Genomic DNA, 20,441 nt, shown 5'->3' with positions numbered 1-20,441 from the left:
TAAGAACATGACACCTCCTTAATCCTTACACTTTTACTTTCATCGAACGGATGTAGAACAGGCTGGCGATAATGCCAATGAACAGTAACACAAGAGAAATGGCTGTTCCGTATCCGAACTGGTAATTCACAAAAGCCTGGTTATACATAAATATAGGCAAGGTTTGCGTAGAGGTACCCGGGCCACCGCCCGTCATCGTATAAATCAGGGTAAAAACACCCAGTGTCTGCAAAGTAACCAGCATCATATTGGTAACGATTGAGCCTTTCACCATCGGAATCGTAATATGGCGAATGATCTGGAATCCGGTGGAGCCGTCAATAATAGCGGCCTCTTCTACTTCCTTCGGAATATCATCCAGTGCAGACTGATAAACCATCATGGAAAAAGCCGTTCCATGCCAGATGTTAGCGATAATGACACTCACCATGGGAAAACTGAACAGCCATGAGATCGGACTTACGCCAAACCAGCCCAGAATCTGATTCAATGAACCATTGTCACTGAAAAAGGCTACCATACAGAATGCCACGACAATTTCGGGCGTGACCCAGCCAGCAATTACGATTATGCCGATGATCCGGCGGAACGTTACATTTTTTTCTTTCATGAGTAAGGCAAGAATAAATCCGAGCACGACCTGACCGATCACTGCTGAGAAAATCAGAAATACAAGTGTACGCCATACACTGATCCGAAAGTCAGGGTCCTGGAACATGTTAATAAAGTTTTGGAACCCTACAAATTCCAGGCTTTTGGCTGCGGCACCGGTTAATGCCATATTCGTGAACGCAAAGCAGATTGTGAGCACAATCGGCACGATAAAAAACACGAGTAACAGCGTTACGGAAGGCATCAGAAACAGAAATGAGCCCGGGGCTTTTCTTTTCATACGTCACTCTCCATTCGAACCGGAAAAAGGGGAGTTTTTCGCTCCCCCTCCGAATATATCGATGTTGTTATCCTCCCTATATAAGTTGAACCAAAGATATATTTACACGTTCACTTCGTTTTTGTGTAAATGACAAGTTCAACTTCTATAGATATCTAATTCACATCTCTTGCAAGTAAACTATTTTTCTTCGATATGCTCCGCTCCAACTGCTCGGGAGACATTATCCTTGAACTGTTTGATGGCATCTTCCGGCGTGAGTTTTCCGGAGGCAATGCTCTCCACGATGCTTTGCAATTGTGCGGATACCGATGCATATTGATCATTGGCCGGACGGAAGTGAGCCACATTCAACAGCTCTTGTGCTTCCTTCGTATAAGGGCGATTCGTGTACCCTTCAACTTCTGTCGAATCGTTGCGTGGACTGAGACTGCCCTCGGCAACGACACGTGCTGTTGCGTTTTCTTTGTTCATCAGAAACTCAATAAACGTCCAGGCTGCTTCTTTGTTTTTCGCCTGAGCAGGAACGGACCACGCCCAGCCTCCAGACATTGTGGTCGCACCTGGCTCCTGTCCATTCTGTGTCGGGAACGGTGCGAAACCGATTTTTTCTTCTACATTCGGAATCGGAGCAGCTCCATTTTCCGCCCATGTAGAACCTGCCCAGCTTCCATCGACCGCCATTGCCAGCTTGCCTTGCGGAAATTGCTGCTGGAACGCAATGCTTCCTGCCTGTCCGTTAAGCGCTACTTGCATGGTTGGTCCGGTTTTGTCCTTGTTGAAGACCTGATCAATAAACTTGAAGGAATCCAGCAATCCCGGACTGTCCACAACCCATTTCTTCGTTGCATCGTCGTAGAGCGTATCCGTTGTACCATATAACAGCATCTCCAGCGTCTGCATCGTTACGCCTTCACCGTTCGCTTTACCGACAATGAGATTCAGCGGCGTTACGCCAGGCAGCTTCTGCTTGATCGTGCGGGCTGCTTCCAGAACTTCATCCCAGCTTGCCGGTTTGAACGGTACAGGTAGTCCAGCTTGCTGGAACAGCTCTTTGTTATACCAGATGCCGCGTGTATCCGAAGTCGCTGGTATACCATAGATTTTGCCGTCCTCTCCAGTTACTCCGGCTTTCAGGTTGTCGATCATTTTGCCGTTCCAATCTGCCCAGCCTTTCACTTGCTCGTCCAGAGGCTCCAGGTAACCTGCAGCTGCGTCCGATTTAATAATAGAGGTATCCTCGGCAATGACGTCAGGTGCAGTATCCGGTGATTTCATCTGTAACACCATTTTGGAAGTGTAATCGCCTTCACTAGCAAGCACAGGTGCTATGTTAATCTTGATATCGGGATGATCTTTCTCAAACTGCTCGACCAGTCCAGATTTGAAAAACTTCGTAAGGGTGTCCTCCGAACCAGAGGAACGGAACGATACGGTTACTTCTTTTTTCCCATCACTAGTCGTGCCTGTGGAAGAACTTCCACTTGAGCAGGCAGTCGTCAGAATAAGCAAAGAAGTCATCGCAGCTGCCACCGGCAGTTTCATCGAAAATTTTCTCATGTCTCGATCTCCTTTTTGTCCTATTTCTGTATGCGGAATCCGCAATAATCCATGACTAACTCGCTATATAACATGTTGGACCAGGAAAACCATGGACGGGTATACTCATGTGGATCATTCGCCGAGAAACCTTCATGCGTCAGACCTGTATCCGCATCCGTCCGCTGGATCAACTGAAGCATGTTCATTTTTTCATTCCGATCTACAGAAGTTAGTCCCTGCATAGATAAGGCGATGTGCCATATATATCCTTCGGGTGTGTGCGGACTACCAATTCCGGAAGCCGAAGAACCTTCATAAAAATAAGGGTTCTGTGCGGACAATATGAACCGGCGTGTGTTCTGATAGATCTCGTCATCTTCTGTAACATATCCGAGATAGGGTAAAGATAAGAGACTTGGTACGTTGGCATCATCCATCAGGTTGTGGTTGCCTTTCCCGTCCGTTTCATACGCGTAGATCGTCCCGTATTCAGGATGCTCCACCATTCCATATTTCCGAATTCCTTCGTCAATCTGTTCCGCCAGCTTTCGAGCTGTCTCAGCCAGCATAGGTTCATCCAGTAACGCAAGTGCAATCTCCTCTACATATCGGAGAGCTACTACCGCGAACATGTTGGATGGAATCAGATATCCGTATTCACATCTGTCATCACTTGGGCGGAAACCCGACCAGGTCATACCCGTATAAACGGTCTCTGTGCCTCGCCCTTCTCTTCCGAGCGTATCCGTCTCGGGGGCGTCCAGTCGCTGAAATGTATATGGAGAACGGGTCTCATGATGTTGCTCTACTTGCCATAAAGAGATGATCTCGTTGACGGCATTACGAAACGTGGCATTAAACTGATCTGTTCTGCCTGTATTTTTCCATAGCAGATAACTGAGCTGAATTGGATACGCCAGTGAATCAATCTCGTATTTTCGCTCCCAGATCCAGTCATTCATTTCTGTAAGATCCGATTGATGTCCATTGCCACTCTCTGTTTCGTTAAAAGCGTTTGCATAAGGGTCTAACAGAATGTATCTCAGTTGCCTTTCAACCAGCCCGGCGATCATATCCGACAGTTCCTGATCTTCTGAAGCAAGCATCAGATACGGTCTGACCTGAGCCGCAGAATCCCTGAGCCACATTGCGGGTATATCCCCGGTGATGACGAATGTTGTCCCGTCTTCCTTACGCTGAATCGTCGTTGTTAATGTATTCGTAAAACAGTTTTCAAACATCTCCACAAGCTTGGGATGGTCTGGCAAACTAGCCTTCACTTTGCCGATCATCTGCTGAATGGAAGGAGAAATGTTCTGATCTTTTCTCGTTATGTGCATGAGTCCTCCTTAAACACCAAAAGTTTAACCGCTTTCATCATCCTAAAACGAATTAAATGTTATGTCAATATATTTAATTATATAACATCATGTTATTTACATAAAATAAATCAAATGGTATGTTAACTTTTGTCATTAAAGCCAATAAGAACATATGCACAACAAAAAGAGACTTCGTCACCAAAGCCTCCGTTATATTCATCTGATCTTATCCATCTGGTGCATCGAATTCCACAAATTCAATACCCTTATTTCGGTTGAAAAACAGCACGCTCTCTTACCTGACTTGTCGAGGTTCCCTTTACGATGGACGCAGGAAGGACAACTCGCTTAACCTCGCCTAGTTCTTGACCTTGCATATGTTGCAAGACCATTTCAAACGCCTTTTCTCCCATATCAAACTGGTTCTGCTTGAGGTGGGTAATTCGCGAATACCTTTCGGTATGCGGACTGTCAAAACACAGGATGGACAGTTCTTCGGGTACACGCATATCCAACTGTTCTGCGGCCTCTAAAGCAAGTAATGCAATGTCATATTCAGCTGCAAAAACCGCTGTAATCTGCGGGTATTTTTTAAAATGCGCAACAAGCTTCTCCACGTCACGATGCTTGGCTTCAGGATCGAATTCATTCGGCAAGGACGAAAGGATAGACTCCACCCACATTTCTCGATTCACAAGTATACCCTGATCGTTGTGCGCCTCAATAAAACCTTCAATTCGTTCCTCAATGGTCGTTGTGTTCACTGGAGGCTGCGTAAGAAAAGCAATATGCTGATGCCCCAGATCGAACAAATACTTTGTACCTTCTCTTGCTGCTCTGACATTGTCCGTGCTAACCGAGGAAGCGGGAATCCCTTTAAGATATCGGTCTATCATTACAAACGGGAACTTGCCAACCACCAGTTTTAAAATCTCGTCACTAAAATATTCCCCCTGTGCAGGGAAAATAATTAAACCGTCTACCCCAAGCTCCAGCAACTCACGGATACACTGTTCCTCCTGCTCGGGAATACCGAAAGAACGTCTAAGCACAAGAAAGCTGTCATGTTTTCGTGAAGCTTCCTCCATACCATATAAAAGCTCTGTTCCATACATATCGCTGAAATTGGTAATGACCAGACCGATGAGCAGTTTACGTTCCTGCTTCTGTCCTTTGTTGGCTACAGACGTAACATCTCGTCCTAACTCATCCAAAGCGGTATCAGCCACAAATGAACCACGTCCCGGCTGTCGAACAATCAGCTGTTCATTGGCCAGCATTTCCAGCGCCTTCTTCGTTGTAATCCGGCTCACGCCGAATTCGTCACATAGTTCTTTTTCCGATGGAACACGATCACCAATTTTATATTGATGTTGCTGTATTCGTTCTCTCAACGACTCAAAGATCTGTTCATACATCGGCTTGGAAGCCGAGTCTTTCGCCAATACAAGCACCTCCATAAACACTTTACTTCATAATTCTTATACCCTAATATATCATGTTATATCATTAAAGTGAAGGAGAGATGAAAATTATTGTATGTGTGCATAGTTAAACCCCAAAAAACGGCAAGCCCTGATTCCAGGCTTACCGTTTTTTAGCAGATACTGAATTTAGCTGACAAAGCCTATATATAGCTTACAAAACTTCCATTCAGATGATGTCAAAGCATGGACAGGTTATGCCCCCTGACGGATCAGACTATGGTTCAAGACTTTCAGCGGGATTAGAGCCTATATCGGTTGGGTCCGATTTCAGGTCACTCCCTGCCTCAGCTTCCTTCTCTGGAGCAGGTTGCCCTTCTGCTTTGTTTTCTCCTTGCTCTGCATGGACAAACAATTTTCCAGTAGCTTGAGCTTCAGCCTTGTTGCCTGCGGCATCCTGTGCCCGGATCACAATGACTCCACCTTCAAGTACAAGATTAGCAGGTGTTGTGTAAGAGCCTGTGTATACACCCGGTTCTGTTTCCACCAGAGGCACCTCTCCCGCACCGTCCGCGTTTAGATTCAAAGGCAACTGAACTCGGAAAGAGGCTTGCAATCCCGGTTTGCTTTTGAACGAAACGTTGAGACTTTCCCCTGATGTAATTCGTACATCTTGGGCTGGCGTGATATCGGTAAGTTCAGGCGCTTCCGTTTCCACATAAACCTTACGTGTTACTGTCGTTTTATTTCCGGCAAGATCGGTTGCCACAATTGTGATGATGTTTTCACCTTTATTCACCAGTACGCGATGACTGAACTTTCTGTCTCTGTCAACCTGCACGGTTTGACCATTCACGGTGACTTTGTCGAGGAATTGTTCCACCACACTGCCTGTCACATGAACGACCTCGGTATTAATCCGGCTTCCTTCCGCCGGACTGACACCATTCACTTGCGGATTGGTCTGGTCAAGAATGATAATCACGGGAAGCGAACGATCTGTCGTTTTACCATTAATGACAGCTTCTGCGATAATCACATTAACGCCCGCCCGCAGCTTTACTCCATGTGAAAATTTCCCGTTATTAACCGTTGTTGTACCTGCAGCATCCTTGCCATTGTAAAACTTGATCTGTGCTCCAGAAGCAGGAGATGTTCCAGCGATCGTAAAGGTAGACTGATTGGTATACGTATTCGCTGGTGGTGTAAGCACCGGGGCATTCACCGGATATTGTACCACCGCGCGGATCATGTAGTTCCCCTCTTCAGCAGGGGAAGCACTCCATGCCCCGCTTACACGTTGCCAGCTACGGGCCGCATAAGTTCCATCCTCGTCCGTAGCCAGACCAGGAGCAGCTGTACCCGCTAAACTCTGGATATAAACGATGTAGAAATCACCTGTCACAATAATTGGCTCAGGGAATTCTACGGAAGTCCACTGATCGTTCCGCAGTGCCGTACCATTGAACGGTCCAGCAAGCTTTTTGCCTGGTGCTCCACCAGCACCTGATGCATCATAAACCGCGTATTGGAAAGCAGTCCCACCAGGTACAGGCCACTCCGTATTCCAGAATCGGAACGAAGCTCCCGTGACTTGAGCTGTTTCGAGCTCTGGAGTCATTCGAACGGCCCATGCATTATCAGCAGCATTAAAAGCTCTTGCATTCTCGGCTGTACCGTCGTCATAAGCAATTTCACCTGGGAAACCGATAAATGGTTTCAAAGCGATATTACTATCTACTGTGCCGTTGCCCGGAACAGTCACCGTAACTTTTTTGCTGTAATAGTCCGCCGCGCGAACCGACAATGTGTAACTTCCCTCTAACACTTGAAGCGTAAAACTTCCGTCTGCTCCTGTACGAACTTCTGCTACTTTAGCATCCTCCACAACGAGCACCGAGGCATCCGCTACCGGTTGACCTGAGCGTTCATCCTTAACTACACCTTTGATCTGTCCATAAGGGATCATTTCCAGGTTGAAGTTGGCTTTGGCTCCGCCACCATCTGTGATCGTCACCGTTTTCGTTTGCGGATAATAACCGTATGCCTCCGCTTTTAACGTATACTCTCCTGCAACATGTGTGAAGCTGTACTTCCCTGTTGACGAGTCTGTTTTCACAGAACGTCCTGTCTCAAGCACGGTAACCGTTGCACTAGCCGGCAGACTTTGCGGCTGAACTGAACCCGTGCCCGGTTTTTTGATAGCAGGCTCTTGTTGTTTCGTCTTATTGAATTCTGCTTTGTCTGTACGCGTAACTTTGTACCATGGATTATCATAGTCCGGTTTAGGTTTGTCACTCGAAAGCACAACGGCTTCATCCTTTGTTACCGTTGGTGTAGCAACACCCAGTACACGGAAATCATCGATAAACCAACCTGTTCTCACCACACTGTTATCCGAGGTTAATCGGAAACGGAATTGAACTTCATTCCCAGACAGTGCGTCCAGTCCATAGAAGACAGGTGTCCACTGTTTTCCGTTGGTATTATGCGAGAATTTGCCGAGTTCCGTCCAGGTTGTTCCTCCATCTTTGGTTGCTTCGACATAACCGAAGTCATATCCACCTTCAATCTCATACCAATGATTAAACGTAAGTGTCGCATCAGAGACATCCGTCAAATCAATCACCGGGGATACCAGCGAGTAGTTGGAACCATTCTCATACGTGTTGTCGAGATCGGTTGCCCACACATTAGGCGGGGATACCGCACTTAAAGGACCCGTTAACGGGATACCTCGTTCCCACTCATCCTTGGTTCCGGCATGAGTCCAGCCATTATCATCGTTTCCATCAAACGAATCGATATAAATATCTTCCGGCACCTCTACGGTGATGGAAACTTCATTCGATTTCTCACTTTCGTTACCACTATAGTCACGTGCCGCCACAGTGTAATAATACGTAGCGTTCGACTCCGTAGCCGTATCTGTAAATGTGGTTTTCTTCACCGTGCCGACAGCCTCATAACCGGCACTAGCCGTTTCGGAACGGTAAACCACATAAGATTCAAGATCCTCATCATCCGAACCCGTCCAGTTCAACGTTACGTTCCCCAGAATATCCGCTGTTGCAGACAAAGCTGAAGGCGTTCCTGGAGCAATATCGTCTAGTTCTTGAACGGCAAAGTCATCGATATACCAACCAGCTTTCTGAACTGAAGCATCACTGGTCAGATTAAACTGGATGAACACCTGCTGTCCGGCATAATCACGCAGATCAATGTACTGTGTTTTCCATCCACCACTCGTTCCTGTGTAACTAAGCAGTTCTTCAAATACATAGTCGTTATCTTCAGAAGCAATGTATACCTTGCCAAAATCGAGATTATTCTCAATATCATACCAATGTTTGAATGTTAACAATGCCCCTTCAGGGCTTTCTGTCAAGTCGATCGGAGGAGCAAGCAAGTACGCATTACTATTAGGCAGATACGTGCCTTGCAGATTGGTAGCAATCACTTTCTCACCTGAGTAAGCAGCCTTCGGCCCGCTTACAGGTGCCCCCCAAACCCACGTACTGCCTGTGCCGCCCGTAGTAAAGCCAAGCTGATCGGCCTCAAAGTCCTGCAAATATCCAGGCTTCACACCATTAGACACCGCAATGTTATATACCTTACTCTCAAATCCATTGTTGCCATAATCATTCACTCGAATGTAATACTCCACACCTTCTGGCTCAATCAGGAAAGCCGGAATCGTCGCAGTATACGTACCTGCTTTACTGTCTCCTTCAATCCGATTCATTGGCAGATAGACGTACTGCTTCGTGCCTTTGGTTCTGGCAAAAGCTTCGACGGAAACTACCGCTACATTATCTGTCACATGTGCCGTTAAAGGAATGTCCAGACCCGTAAACGCCGTATTTACAGGCGTGTGCTCCAGCACCGGCTCTTCCAGATCATCTCCAGCCGTAACCACTCTTCCGGAGACAGTACCGATGCCTTCGAGAACCGAACCAACCGCATCCAGTGCGTTAATGATTCCGTGACCATAGCCGTTATTCGGGGTAACCGGAAATTTGCTATCGGTTCGCGGTGTCGCCGTATCCATGATGATCTGTTCCAGCTGATCCACGTTAAGAGAGTGGTTCGCTTGAAGCAACAATGCTGCGAGCGCCGTCGTATGCGGACCTGCCATGGATGTGCCGTCCCATCCACCTTCATATGTACCTCCAGGCACGGCTGAACGAATGTTCACGCCAGGGGCGGATACTTCTGGTTTGATCTCATTATACGGGGATGGTCCCAGCAATGAGAATGAACCTAAATTGCCGTTAATATCGGTTGCTCCTGTAGCAAAACTCTCAGGATAGTTGGCCGGGTTCGCAACGGAACCAGGACCGCCCGGATTCCCCAATCGTACATTCCCTGCAGAGAATTCAGGGAAAATCTGAGCATCACGCCAAGCCTGAACCATCGGTCTAAACCATTCGTCGAGCCCTGCGCCTCCGCCCCATGAATTATTTACAACGTCCGGTGCGAGTTCAGGATGCAGATTGCCTTCGGCATCCACTGGGGCAATGAGCCATTGTCCGCCATCCAGAATAATGGCATCTGTTGTTTCCGGATTAAAAATACGCACTCCGATCCACTTTGCACCAGGTGCAACACCGATCTTATTCGTGCCGTTCGCTTCTGAACCAACCATCGTTCCCATGGTGTGGGTACCGTGTCCGTCTGCATCAGCAGGAAGAGTCGCGCCGCTATGCGGATCGTACCAGCTTAGCTCTGGATCAACGACATTGCCTGAAGCGTCCAGACCACGCCATTTACTGCGAAGCGCAGGATGCGTGTAATCCACGCCACTGTCCAGATTGGCAACCACGATGCCTGTTCCATCAATGCCTCGCTCCCAGATCGCAGGTGCATTGATGTAATCTATATTCCATTCGACATTTTCAGTCTGTTTCTTCACCTTGGAATCCGCTTCTTTGGTTGCAGTTCCTTGTGAAGCTGACTCTTTAGCCGGTGATTGGACGGAATCCTTCGCTGGCGACACACTCGCTGGCTGCTTACTTACTTCCGCCTTATCCAGATATCGCGTTTCGTTCGGCAGAATTTTCTCTACCTCTGGCAGCAACGCAATCTGTTCCATGACTTCTTTGGTACTGGTGACCGCGAGTGAATTCACGATAAAGTAACTTTTATATTCTTTGACCTTCCCCAGGTCAATTTCCTTTTCCAGATAATTTTCAATTGAATATTGTGTCCGCGAAGCCGTTTCACGAAGGGAACTCACAACAGAGTTCCGCACAGAGAGCTTGGTTGCCGAAGGTGTTTCCTTGGCAATCGTTGCCTTTTCCATCGCTTGTTTGGAGACAGCCTTGGTATCCACCTGTTCCTTCATTTTGACAAGATAGGTGACATATTCGCTACCTTCAAAGGCTTTGGTCAGTTTGGCATTCACTTTAGACGTTGAAACCTCAGCCAAGCTGGACTTCATATCGATTTTAGATGAGGATGAGTTCTGTGCAGAAACCGGAAGTGCCATTGATAATGCAAGGAGAAGCGAGAGCCCCATGGAAACGGGCTTGCGTAACGGTTTTAATTTTATCAAACTTTTCCACTCCCTTTACCCGGCTTTATTACTTGGTCTAGTACAAGTACCCTTCTCTGTGAATGAATGCAATTGTTGATTTCGTAGCGGTGTAGTGACCATCATCGGACATCTTTTACTTCACCTTACTTACTTTCTTTTCACTTCACATACGGCCTCACCTCCTTTACAGGTTTGGTTAGGGAACATAGGGAACTGAATCATTTGGAAATTGTCCATAGGTTAAATAAATGTGAGAAAATGGCACTTTAGATAAAGGTTTTTATGCTGACTGAGGTCATCAATAATTAGTGTGGGTGTCATAAGAGAGTAACTGGGATGTCGTAAGCATTCGTGTGGAGGATATTCGGAAGTGTTCGTATAACGCTCGCCATGAAGTGGTAAGTGAATCTGTGTGATTCGTACGGGTTGATTAACAGAATACATCTTGAATTACATATAAAAGTTAAATTTAGGCTTAAATTGGATTTTATTGGTATAGTATAGTTTCAAAGTGGGAACTGCACAAGTCCTTATTTGAAAAAAATAGAAAATAAGTCTATATCATGCTTTTTAACTTCTATTGTCTACACCTTCGACCTATACTCCTTTCGCATTTGCGCATAATCCATAAAAAAAAGAACCAGCCCTTGCGCCGGTTCTCTTCACACTTAGTCCAGATCAATTTTAAATACGACAGGTACATTGCTCTGCACACCCATAGTGGTAAGCGTTAAAGCATTTTCATCTCGCTCCCAATTTGGCTGCTCCTCATATCCCAGAATCTGAACCTGCTCAACTATTCCATGAAAATGCGGAGATCCTTCTTTCAACGATTGGATGTGCACGATTCCGTTATCCGGGTAAACCATTACCGTCGCATACAGACTACTGCCTTTCACCGTAAATCGTATATCTTCACTTGTAAAAACCTTCGTATCTCCGTCCGTGAACTGACCTTCCTTCACCTCTGTAGGCCCTTCACCATACGTACGCCAGTACGTGGTCTCGTAGATCGCCTCTCCGTTCACTTCCAGCCACTTCCCGATACGTAGCAGAATATTGCGATCCTCGTCTGGAATCGTTCCGTCTGCACGTGGCCCGATGTTGAGCAGTAGACTTCCATTTTTACTGACGATATCCACAAGATCCCGAATAATCTCTTCTGCCGTTTTGTACTGATTATTTTCCGTATAACACCAGGAATTTCTCGCAACTGCGGTATCCGTCTGCCAAAAATAAGGCTTAAGCTCAGCGAATTGTCCACGCTCTACATCAGGAACCGCTGCACCAAACATAAACGCATCATGCTTGTAATTGATGGCAACGGGAATGCCCCATTCCTCGCCTTTGTTATAATAATACGCTGCGAACTTTTTCAGATAGGGCTTGAACGCCACCGTGTGAATCCACCAGTCAAAATAGAACACCCTCGGTTGATACTCATCTACCAGTTCACAGCATCGAATGAGCCAATCTTCCAGAAATTCGTCCGAAGGCGGTGAACCGTACAGGTCTTGAAAATCGGGCGGCTCCGGCATGGCGGGCCAGTAGAAATCCCCGCACTGCAACGGTTCCTTGATATCGGAATCGAATTCTTTGCCATGAGACATGAAGAACCAGTGCTCGGCACGGTGGGACGACACACAGAAGGTTAACCCTTGCTTCTCATAGGCGACTTTCATCTCACCTAACACATCACGTTTAGGGCCCATTTCATATGTGTTATAGTGAGAGATAGAACTTTTATACATCTGAAAACCGTCATGATGCTCGGCAACCGGCATAACATATTTTGCACCTGCTTGTTTAAATAGAGTCGCCCATTCGTCTGCATCAAAGTTCTCTGCCTTAAACATCGGGATGAAATCCTTATATCCAAACTCCTTATGGTCTCCATATACCTTAAGGTGGTGTTCATAAGCCTTGGACCCTTGAATGTACATATTACGGGAGTACCATTCACTATCATAAGCCGGAACCGAATACACGCCCCAATGGATGAAAATGCCGAATTTTGCTTTTGGATACCACTCGGGAACGACGATTTCACGAAGCGAAGTCCAGTTGTCCTTGAATTTTCCGTTAGCAATACTGGTATCGATATGTCGCAAATATTCATGTTTGTTCATGTGTTATCCCCATCCTTTCCTGGTTGACTACATTTGTATTGTAGTGTGGCAGGATTCCGATGCACATGCAGAACATTAACGTTTAGATGGACGATAATAACCTTCAGGGAGATATGCTCATGGATCATCAAACACTGCTGACCAACTATTTGTCGAATCTGGAAGTGGATCTGTTTATGGTGAATTACAACCGTTGCGGCCCGGATTGGAGAGATCTGGACTACACACCGGACTATAGCAAATTGTATTGGATTTGCGAGGGAGAAGGCTGGCTGCGAATCGGGGATCAGGAATATTACCCCAAACCAGGACAGCTTTTTTTGATGCCGGAAGGAATAAAACAATCCTATTCAGTAATCAGTGACAAACCTTTTCTCAAATACTGGTGTCATTTTTCCGCCAAAGTCGGGGGAATCAATCTATTTCAGATTCTCAAATTCCCACACGTTGTTGACGTGAATCAGCCCGAACGATTTCAGGACATCTTTGGCAGTGTGTTAACCTATGCGAATTCCAATGAAATTTACGCCCGCATGATGGCCAAGAGTAAACTGACAGAATTGCTTTCCTATTACATCATGAACTTGGATGTGAACCAGATTACCTACTTGAACGTGCCCGTGGTTGAAAAACTATCCACCTTGCTCACCTATATTGATACTCATATCGAAGAGAACATGTCCGTTCAAGATTTGGCTAAGATGCTGCATATGCATCCGAATTATTTCATTCGTTTTTTCAAACAGCAAGTAGGAATGCCCCCCATTCATTATCTCACCAGCCGAAAAATAGATAAAGCCAAAGAGATGCTTCACTGCACCTCTCTAACGATGACTCAAATCGCGGACAATCTCGGATTCAGCGATTCGTATTACTTTTCCAGACAGTTCAAGAAACACACCGGATTGAATCCCACTGAATATCGCAAGCAAACGACGGTGGTCAACTGAATTGCAAAAGATAGTTCAGCTCCGAAAAAACATTCCCACAAGTTTCATTTTTGGATTAAAATGGATGTGTGGTTCATTCTTGTAGAAAGGAGGTTTGTATATGACGAAGAAAACGCTCCTGCTCCTTGCTGCCCTGTTTGTTGTCTCCTCATTCGCTGCTTTTGCTTCGGCGGCACCGACAGACAACGGATATAGCGTGTTATCTGATCGACAAACGGGAACCGTTAAACCGAGATAACGATTGATCGTTCCATGCTGGACATCTGGACATACATAACTGATGCAATTCCTAATGTGCAAAAGATTATACAAAAACAACCTCCTGATTTCTGTTCAGGAGGTTGTTCTTTCGCATTACTTTGCAATGTGTACCATACGCTATGTGTTATGAGCTATGCGTTATTCGTTACTGCCAATCTCTTTTTCTGAGATAAGACTCAAATACAAATGTTCCAAAAGGAAGCAGTCCCGCCAATAGCCCCATAATCCACAGTGATATCTTCCACTTTTTGACCAAGCCTACATGTACTAGTGCAATGAGATATAGAGGAAATAAAATACCATGAATCATCCCCAGTATGGCTACAGCTGAAGAGATATCCGCAAAATATTTGAGTGGCATTGCAATAAATACGAGTAGTAGAAGGGATATCCCCTCCCAGATTCCTGCAATTCTGAAGCGACCTGTGACCGTGTTCATTCCGTATGCTCTCACCTTTCCGTTAAATTGTTTGTGAAATATGTAACTTATAACATGATGCTTTACAACGCTGTATTCGATTCTCACACAACGTATGTAAGCTCCTTCCCCGTATTATAAAACATGCATCCGAGTCAGATTTACTTTAAATTTGAATAATTATTGAATTGAATAGAATCAATATCATCCGTCTTGCTTCGCTCAAGTCGTTGCTCGTTCAATCAAACGGTATGCCAGTGATGTCGCCTTATGTTCCTCGTTCCCCAGCACTCTCCACAAATGATAAAAAGCCTGTTTTGCTTGCTCCGCAATTGGATTATGAATGGTTGTCAGCTCAAGCACACGTGACAATTCAATATCATCAAATCCAACAATAGCCAGCTGATCTGGAACCTGTATGTTCTGTCTGCGCGCTTCACTCATGATGCCTATTGCAGCATAGTCGTTGGAACACAGCACCGCTTGCGGTAGCTCTCCTCCGTTGGCCATACGTCGTAAGGCCGTTTCTCCGTCTGATGAAGTAAATACGGAATACTGATATGCTTCACGCCACACGGGAAGTCCTTGGCTCGTCATGAATGTCTCATATGCTTCGCGGCGGCTTTTCGTATTCAGACTATTACTGCGGCCAAACACATTCGCAATACGTGTGTAGCCTTTCGATACCACATGCTCCAGCGCCAGTCTATACCCTTGTGCCTGATCCATTGCAATCGAAGGAATCTCGTCGTTCCCCATGCGTTGCCAGGACACCATCGGTCCATATTGCAGATATGTTTTCAATTCCCCCGGATCATTCACACAAGTCACGATTAACAAACCATCCACACGTTTACTCCGCAAATCCTCGAATGCCTGTAGCTCAATTTGTTTATCACTGCGCGACATATATACAATCGTCTGGAATCCGTAGTCCATCGCGGTATCCATAAATTGGTTAATGAAGGTCAAACTCAGTTCATCAATCATCGCAGTGACAATCCCGATCTGTTTCGTCTGCCCTGTAGACAGAGAAACTGCATTCCGGTTAGGTATGTAGTCAAGCTCATTCATAATTTCTGTAATAATGCGTCTTGCTTCATCACTGACGTGTGGTGAACGGTTAATGACCCGGGATACCGTAGCCCTCGAATAACCGGAACGTTTCATAATTTCATCAAATTTGGACATCCCGATGCTCCTTTCCTGCGAATAAACGCCAAATATAGTATGCCTCATCTGCTCTGTAAAAGTAAAACTTGACGTGTAACCCGTTACAACGTGTAAGCTTTTTTCGAGAGAAAATACTAATGTGAACGCAGCACGTTCACCATGAATTCAATGAATGGAGCGATCTATATGAGTAAATCTTCGAATCATACGTATTCATTTCCTGAAAACTTTCTGTGGGGCGGTGCCATTGCGGCGAACCAGGCTGAAGGTGCATACAATCTAGGCGGCAAAGGTTTGTCCACTCAAGACGTTGCTCCCCGGGGTGTTATGGGTTCGATTACGGAAGAGCCAACGGACGACAATATGAAACTGATCGGTATCGACATGTACCACCGTTATAAGGAAGACGTGAAGCTGTTTGCCGAGATGGGTTTCAAAGTGTTCCGTACTTCTATCGCATGGTCTCGCATTTTTCCTAAAGGGGACGAGCTTGAGCCGAATGAAGAAGGCCTGCAATTTTATGATAATCTGTTTGATGAATGCCGCAAGTACGGTATTGAACCGTTGGTCACGTTATCCCACTATGAGACACCTCTGCACCTTGCCAAAGAATATGATGGCTGGGTTAACCGGAAAATGATCGGCTTCTATGAGCGCTATGCAACAACTGTTTTCAATCGATATAAAAACAAAGTCAAGTACTGGCTTACCTTCAACGAGATCAACTCTATTCTTGAATTCCCGTTCATGAGTGGCGGGATCTACACACCCAAAGAAAAGCTAAGCAAGCAAGATCTGTATCAAGCGATCCACCACGAACTGGTGGCAAGTGCATCTGCTGTGAAGCTGTGCCATGAGATCATCCCTGATGCTCAGATCGGATGTATGATTTTAAGTATGCCGACGTATCCACTAACTCCGAACCCCGATGATGTCATCAAGGTGATGGAGTACGAACATAGCAACTATTTCTTCGGTGATATGCATGTGCGTGGACGTTACCCTGGATACATGAAACGTTATTTCCGTGAAAAGGGCATTGAGATTCATATGGAAGACGGCGATCAGGAGATGCTGCTTAACACCGTTGATTTCATCTCTTTCAGCTATTACATGAGCACATGTCAGACAGCCGATCCTGCCAAACAAGTGGCTGGTGAAGGAAATCTGATCGGAGGAATCCCTAACCCGTATTTGCCTGCGAGTGAGTGGGGCTGGCAGATCGATCCGCAAGGACTGCGCTATGTGCTGAATATGTTCTATGATCGTTACCAGAAGCCGCTGTTTATCGTGGAAAATGGTCTTGGCGCAGTCGACGAGTTAATCACGGGTCCGGATGGCGAGAAAACAGTGAATGATGATTATCGAATCCAGTATTTGAATGACCATCTCGTTCAAGTCGGTGAAGCATTGGAAGATGGCGTAGACATTATGGGATACACTTCTTGGGGTTGTATTGATGTCGTGAGCGCCTCCACTGCGCAATTGAAAAAACGTTACGGTTTCATCTATGTAGACCGTCACGACGATGGTTCAGGTACGCTCGAGCGTTACCGCAAGAAATCCTTCCACTGGTACAAAGATGTTATTGCCAGCAACGGAAATAGCCTGAAGCGTTAAGCTCCAAGATTTAAATTTCAGGGCATAAACTTCAAGGCGTAAATTTCAGGTTTTAACTTCAAAACGTAAACTAGTTAAACCCTTCTTTCGGCAGCATGATGTCAGCAAAGCCATAGCATCCAAGCTTGGCATGCTGACTGTTCTGCCGAGGAGGGTCTTTTTTTCATATCGCGCTACTCCACATTAATCTCCTTGATCACTCTTGCGGGATTCCCGCCTACAATCATATTACCCTGCACATCTTTCGTAACTACCGCTCCCGATGCAATAACCACGTTATCTCCGATGGTAACTCCTGGATTAATAATTGCTCTACCGCCAATCCATACATTGTTACCAATGGTTACAGGTTTACCGAATTCCGCTCCGGTGCTGCGCTCATGTGGGTTAAGCGGATGAGTTGCTGTATAGATATGTACATCTGGTCCCAACAAACAGTTCTCTCCGATTCGAACTTCGCATACATCCAGAATCGTACAGTTAAAATTGGCATAAAAATGATTGCCTACGTGGATGTTATACCCATAATCGACATGGATATTCGGTTCCATGCTTAGATGCTCACCTGTCGATCCGAATAGTTCCTTTAACAGCTTTTGGCGTGTCTCCTGTTCGATCTCCGTCGTTTGATTAAATAGACGTGTCTTCTTCCGTGCACTCTCTCTGTCTCGGGATAACTCGGCATCAGTAGCCATATACAGTTCCCCGTCCAGCATCTTCTGTTTCTCTGATTTGATCGTCATGTAAATCTCCTTTGTGCGGATCTTATATGTGTATTCTTTGGAAGTAAGTAGTAACGTTCATACAAGTTATAAAGCTTAACAACTTATACTTATACTTTTTAAAACTATTTTAATTATATGGGTTCATGATCAAAAATCAAGCCTCTTTTGTATTTTCGGCCTACGGACTCCGTCCATTAAATGACGAAAAAACCTCTGTACTTCCGCAAAAATGCTGGAAACACAGAGGTTCTATTTGAGTTGCAATTATGAATCATTGTAGCCTCATGCGATCGCATGAGCATGTTTTTCTTTCATACTAATTGCGAGAACGGCAGTACCTAGTCCAACACATACAAGGATAGAGCCAACCCATCCGGTGTTCATAATGGAAGAGTGATCAATAACCAGACCGCCGATATACGTTCCCAGTGCGATCCCCGCATGGGCTATACCTGAGTTCGTGCTAATTAGAATTTCAGATGTCTCAGGCGAAGTCTTAATAATCAGACTATTTTGTACGGGTGTAACCGTCCAGCTTAGAGCACCCCAGATACTTAACAGTAGCAGAAAAGCAATCAAAGGCAGTCCCGTGCTGAGAGGAATGACAGCCATACTGATCATGAACGGGACTAACACGATGATAATGGCTTTAGCAGGATGAAGCCGATCGGATAACATGCCCCCCATGCCTCCGCCTGCTACAGCAGCGAGTCCAAACATCATATAGATTAACGTGATTGCTGTTGAACTGGCACCGATGGTTTCCTGCAGGAAAGGCGTAAAATACGCATATAACGTTAAATGCCCAGCCAGTACGAGCAATGTAGTAGTGTGAATCGCCAACATCTTCGGATTCCAAAGTGCCTTCAGTTGGTTCTTCAAACTCACGGCAGGAGCAGGTTGTACACGATCCATCGCAAGGCCAATCGCCACCATGACTAGCACGGTAAGAACCGCAATCAGCATAAATACTTCACGCCATCCAAGCGCATTACCTATAAAAATTCCAATCGGTACGCCGAGAATCAGAGATGCACTTCCTCCCATCGTTATCGTACCCACCGCACGTCCTTTATACTCAGGTTTCACGATACGTGAGGCTAGTGTCAATGATAATACAAAAATAAGCGAACCTGTTGCGGCTCCAAGCATTCGCCCTGCCATTAACATATAAAAGTTCACACTAAACGCTGAGATCAGATTACTGATCAGAAATACAAATAACGTAACCATGTATACCTTTTTACGCTCAAACCGGGCTGTCATATTGAGTAGTATGGGTGCGGATACCGCATAGACCAATGAAAAGATTGAAATTAAATAACCGGCTTTCGCCAGAGACAGATGGAGATCCGTTGCAATCAGATCCAATATGCCTCCCAATATCAGTTCAACCGTTCCGACCACAAAGGCTGCAATGGCTAAAACATATACCTTTTTGTTCATATTATAAAATCCCCCTAACAAGTTACAACTACGATAGTAACCTAATAAATTGAAAAGTTCAATGGATATTTTTAATTTATTTTCAGATTGTTTTTCATTTTATTTACAAAAAGATAAAAAACAAAAAAAAAGACTATTCTTCGAAAGAATAGTCTTCTAATAGATCAATCTCGTAAGCAAACGTTCAATTTCTTCGTCCTGCAACAGTTGCTCCCCGTATTTTCTGGTGATCTGTGTCAGAGCCACATCGTGATAGAAATAATCCGTCATCGCTTTAACAATCGGTTTGGACATGGTCTTGATCGCTTTCCACGATTCATTTTCCAATCCGGCGAACAGCAGATAGGCATGATCTACAATAAGCAATTGTGATGGCTCTGGCGCATCAAGTAACGGAATAAGTGAGTATTTGCGGGTTAGCGAACTTTCCAGACCACCAACCGCGAGCACTTCTACATACACACCCTGTCTCTCCTTCTGCTCCAGCAAACCACGGTATCTCTCCAACCGCTCATTCCAGGCCAGAAAAAGAATCGATGAATCTGCCTCTTCAATCAGCTGTTCTATGTTTGAAGCAATGGATGACTCATCCTTTAATGTCCAAATATGCTCATCCGTGAACGTACGCTTGATTTTATATTGTTTCAAGGTTTCTATATCTTTGTCGAAATCAAGCTTGATTTTGTGAATCACCGTTTGCAGATCCACCGCCATGTACAGTTTTTTCTTGCCATCCATCGTTGTCAGCACGATGCCTTTATCGATCATTCGATTAAGCACTTCATAAATTTTAGCCTTGGGTACATTCGAGGCGCTTACAATCGTCGTCGCATCCAGCGGTTCATCCTGCGCAAGTATAGCTTCATAGACCTGACTTTCATATTGAGTAAAACCGAATTTTTGCAACATGTTTTGTTCAGAACGTCCCTTCGTTCTTAAATGTGTAAAAGAATAGTTCAACTTGTATCTAGTTTAGAGACAAGTTCAGCACCTGTCCAGT

General features: G+C 45.4%; 14 protein-coding genes. 3 read left to right on the top strand and 11 right to left on the bottom strand.

Features of this window, described 5'->3' with window-relative positions; all coding sequences use genetic code 11:
- Window positions 1-25: 25 nt before the first annotated feature.
- From ACT89M_RS13540 to ACT89M_RS13515, 6 genes are all read right to left on the bottom strand, one after another.
- Entirely contained in the window at window positions 26-892 is an 867-nt protein-coding gene (locus tag ACT89M_RS13540; protein ID WP_090924060.1) for a carbohydrate ABC transporter permease, read from the bottom strand.
- 180 nt (window positions 893-1,072) lie between these two features.
- The gene (locus ACT89M_RS13535; protein ID WP_090924059.1) at window positions 1,073-2,452 is read right to left on the bottom strand and encodes an extracellular solute-binding protein; all 1,380 of its coding nucleotides are present in this window, start codon (window positions 2,450-2,452) and stop codon (window positions 1,073-1,075) included.
- Window positions 2,453-2,472: 20 nt separating this feature from the next.
- Window positions 2,473-3,774 (bottom strand): glycoside hydrolase family 125 protein, encoded by a 1,302-nt coding sequence (locus ACT89M_RS13530; protein ID WP_154889336.1) that lies wholly within the window; start codon window positions 3,772-3,774, stop codon window positions 2,473-2,475.
- Window positions 3,775-4,022: 248 nt separating this feature from the next.
- Complete coding sequence (locus ACT89M_RS13525) at window positions 4,023-5,210, bottom strand: GntR family transcriptional regulator (protein ID WP_308722017.1); 1,188 nt, start codon at window positions 5,208-5,210, stop codon at window positions 4,023-4,025.
- 247 nt (window positions 5,211-5,457) lie between these two features.
- Entirely contained in the window at window positions 5,458-10,737 is a 5,280-nt protein-coding gene (locus ACT89M_RS13520) for a S8 family serine peptidase (protein ID WP_308721866.1), read from the bottom strand.
- 650 nt (window positions 10,738-11,387) lie between these two features.
- A complete protein-coding gene (locus tag ACT89M_RS13515) occupies window positions 11,388-12,848 on the bottom strand; it encodes an alpha-L-fucosidase (RefSeq protein WP_154889343.1) in 1,461 nt (486 codons plus the stop codon).
- A 119-nt stretch (window positions 12,849-12,967) separates the two neighbouring features.
- Between ACT89M_RS13515 and ACT89M_RS13510 the strand changes: the two genes are divergently transcribed.
- Both ACT89M_RS13510 and ACT89M_RS13505 read left to right on the top strand, forming a co-directional pair.
- Window positions 12,968-13,798, top strand: coding sequence for an AraC family transcriptional regulator (locus ACT89M_RS13510; RefSeq protein WP_154889345.1), 831 nt, complete (start codon window positions 12,968-12,970; stop codon window positions 13,796-13,798).
- Window positions 13,799-13,898: 100 nt separating this feature from the next.
- A complete protein-coding gene (locus tag ACT89M_RS13505; RefSeq protein WP_167375824.1) occupies window positions 13,899-14,036 on the top strand; it encodes a hypothetical protein in 138 nt (45 codons plus the stop codon).
- A gap of 168 nt (window positions 14,037-14,204) precedes the next feature.
- Here the strand turns inward: ACT89M_RS13505 and ACT89M_RS13500 are convergent, their stop codons facing one another.
- Entirely contained in the window at window positions 14,205-14,498 is a 294-nt protein-coding gene (locus ACT89M_RS13500; RefSeq protein ID WP_154889347.1) for a DUF3817 domain-containing protein, read from the bottom strand.
- Window positions 14,499-14,699: 201 nt separating this feature from the next.
- A complete protein-coding gene (locus tag ACT89M_RS13495; RefSeq protein WP_154889350.1) occupies window positions 14,700-15,668 on the bottom strand; it encodes a LacI family DNA-binding transcriptional regulator in 969 nt (322 codons plus the stop codon).
- A gap of 168 nt (window positions 15,669-15,836) precedes the next feature.
- Between ACT89M_RS13495 and ACT89M_RS13490 the strand changes: the two genes are divergently transcribed.
- A complete protein-coding gene (locus tag ACT89M_RS13490) occupies window positions 15,837-17,270 on the top strand; it encodes a glycoside hydrolase family 1 protein (protein WP_154889352.1) in 1,434 nt (477 codons plus the stop codon).
- 173 nt (window positions 17,271-17,443) lie between these two features.
- On the opposite strand, the gene ACT89M_RS13485 is transcribed toward ACT89M_RS13490, so the two are convergent.
- The 3 genes from ACT89M_RS13485 to ACT89M_RS13475 all read right to left on the bottom strand — a co-directional run bounded on the left by ACT89M_RS13485 (window position 17,444) and on the right by ACT89M_RS13475 (window position 20,350).
- On the bottom strand, window positions 17,444-18,013 hold the full coding sequence (locus tag ACT89M_RS13485; RefSeq protein WP_154889353.1) for a sugar O-acetyltransferase: 570 nt from the start codon (window positions 18,011-18,013) through the stop codon (window positions 17,444-17,446).
- Window positions 18,014-18,277: 264 nt separating this feature from the next.
- Window positions 18,278-19,441, bottom strand: a complete 1,164-nt coding sequence (locus tag ACT89M_RS13480; RefSeq protein ID WP_154958689.1) for an MFS transporter — start codon at window positions 19,439-19,441, stop codon at window positions 18,278-18,280.
- A 156-nt stretch (window positions 19,442-19,597) separates the two neighbouring features.
- Window positions 19,598-20,350: a TrmB family transcriptional regulator gene (locus ACT89M_RS13475; RefSeq protein WP_154889581.1), complete on the bottom strand. Its 753-nt coding sequence runs from the start codon at window positions 20,348-20,350 to the stop codon at window positions 19,598-19,600.
- Window positions 20,351-20,441: the final 91 nt, after the last annotated feature.

The organism is Paenibacillus sp. NN59, from assembly GCF_057597225.1.
This window is presented reverse-complemented; position numbering and strand designations above follow the sequence as displayed.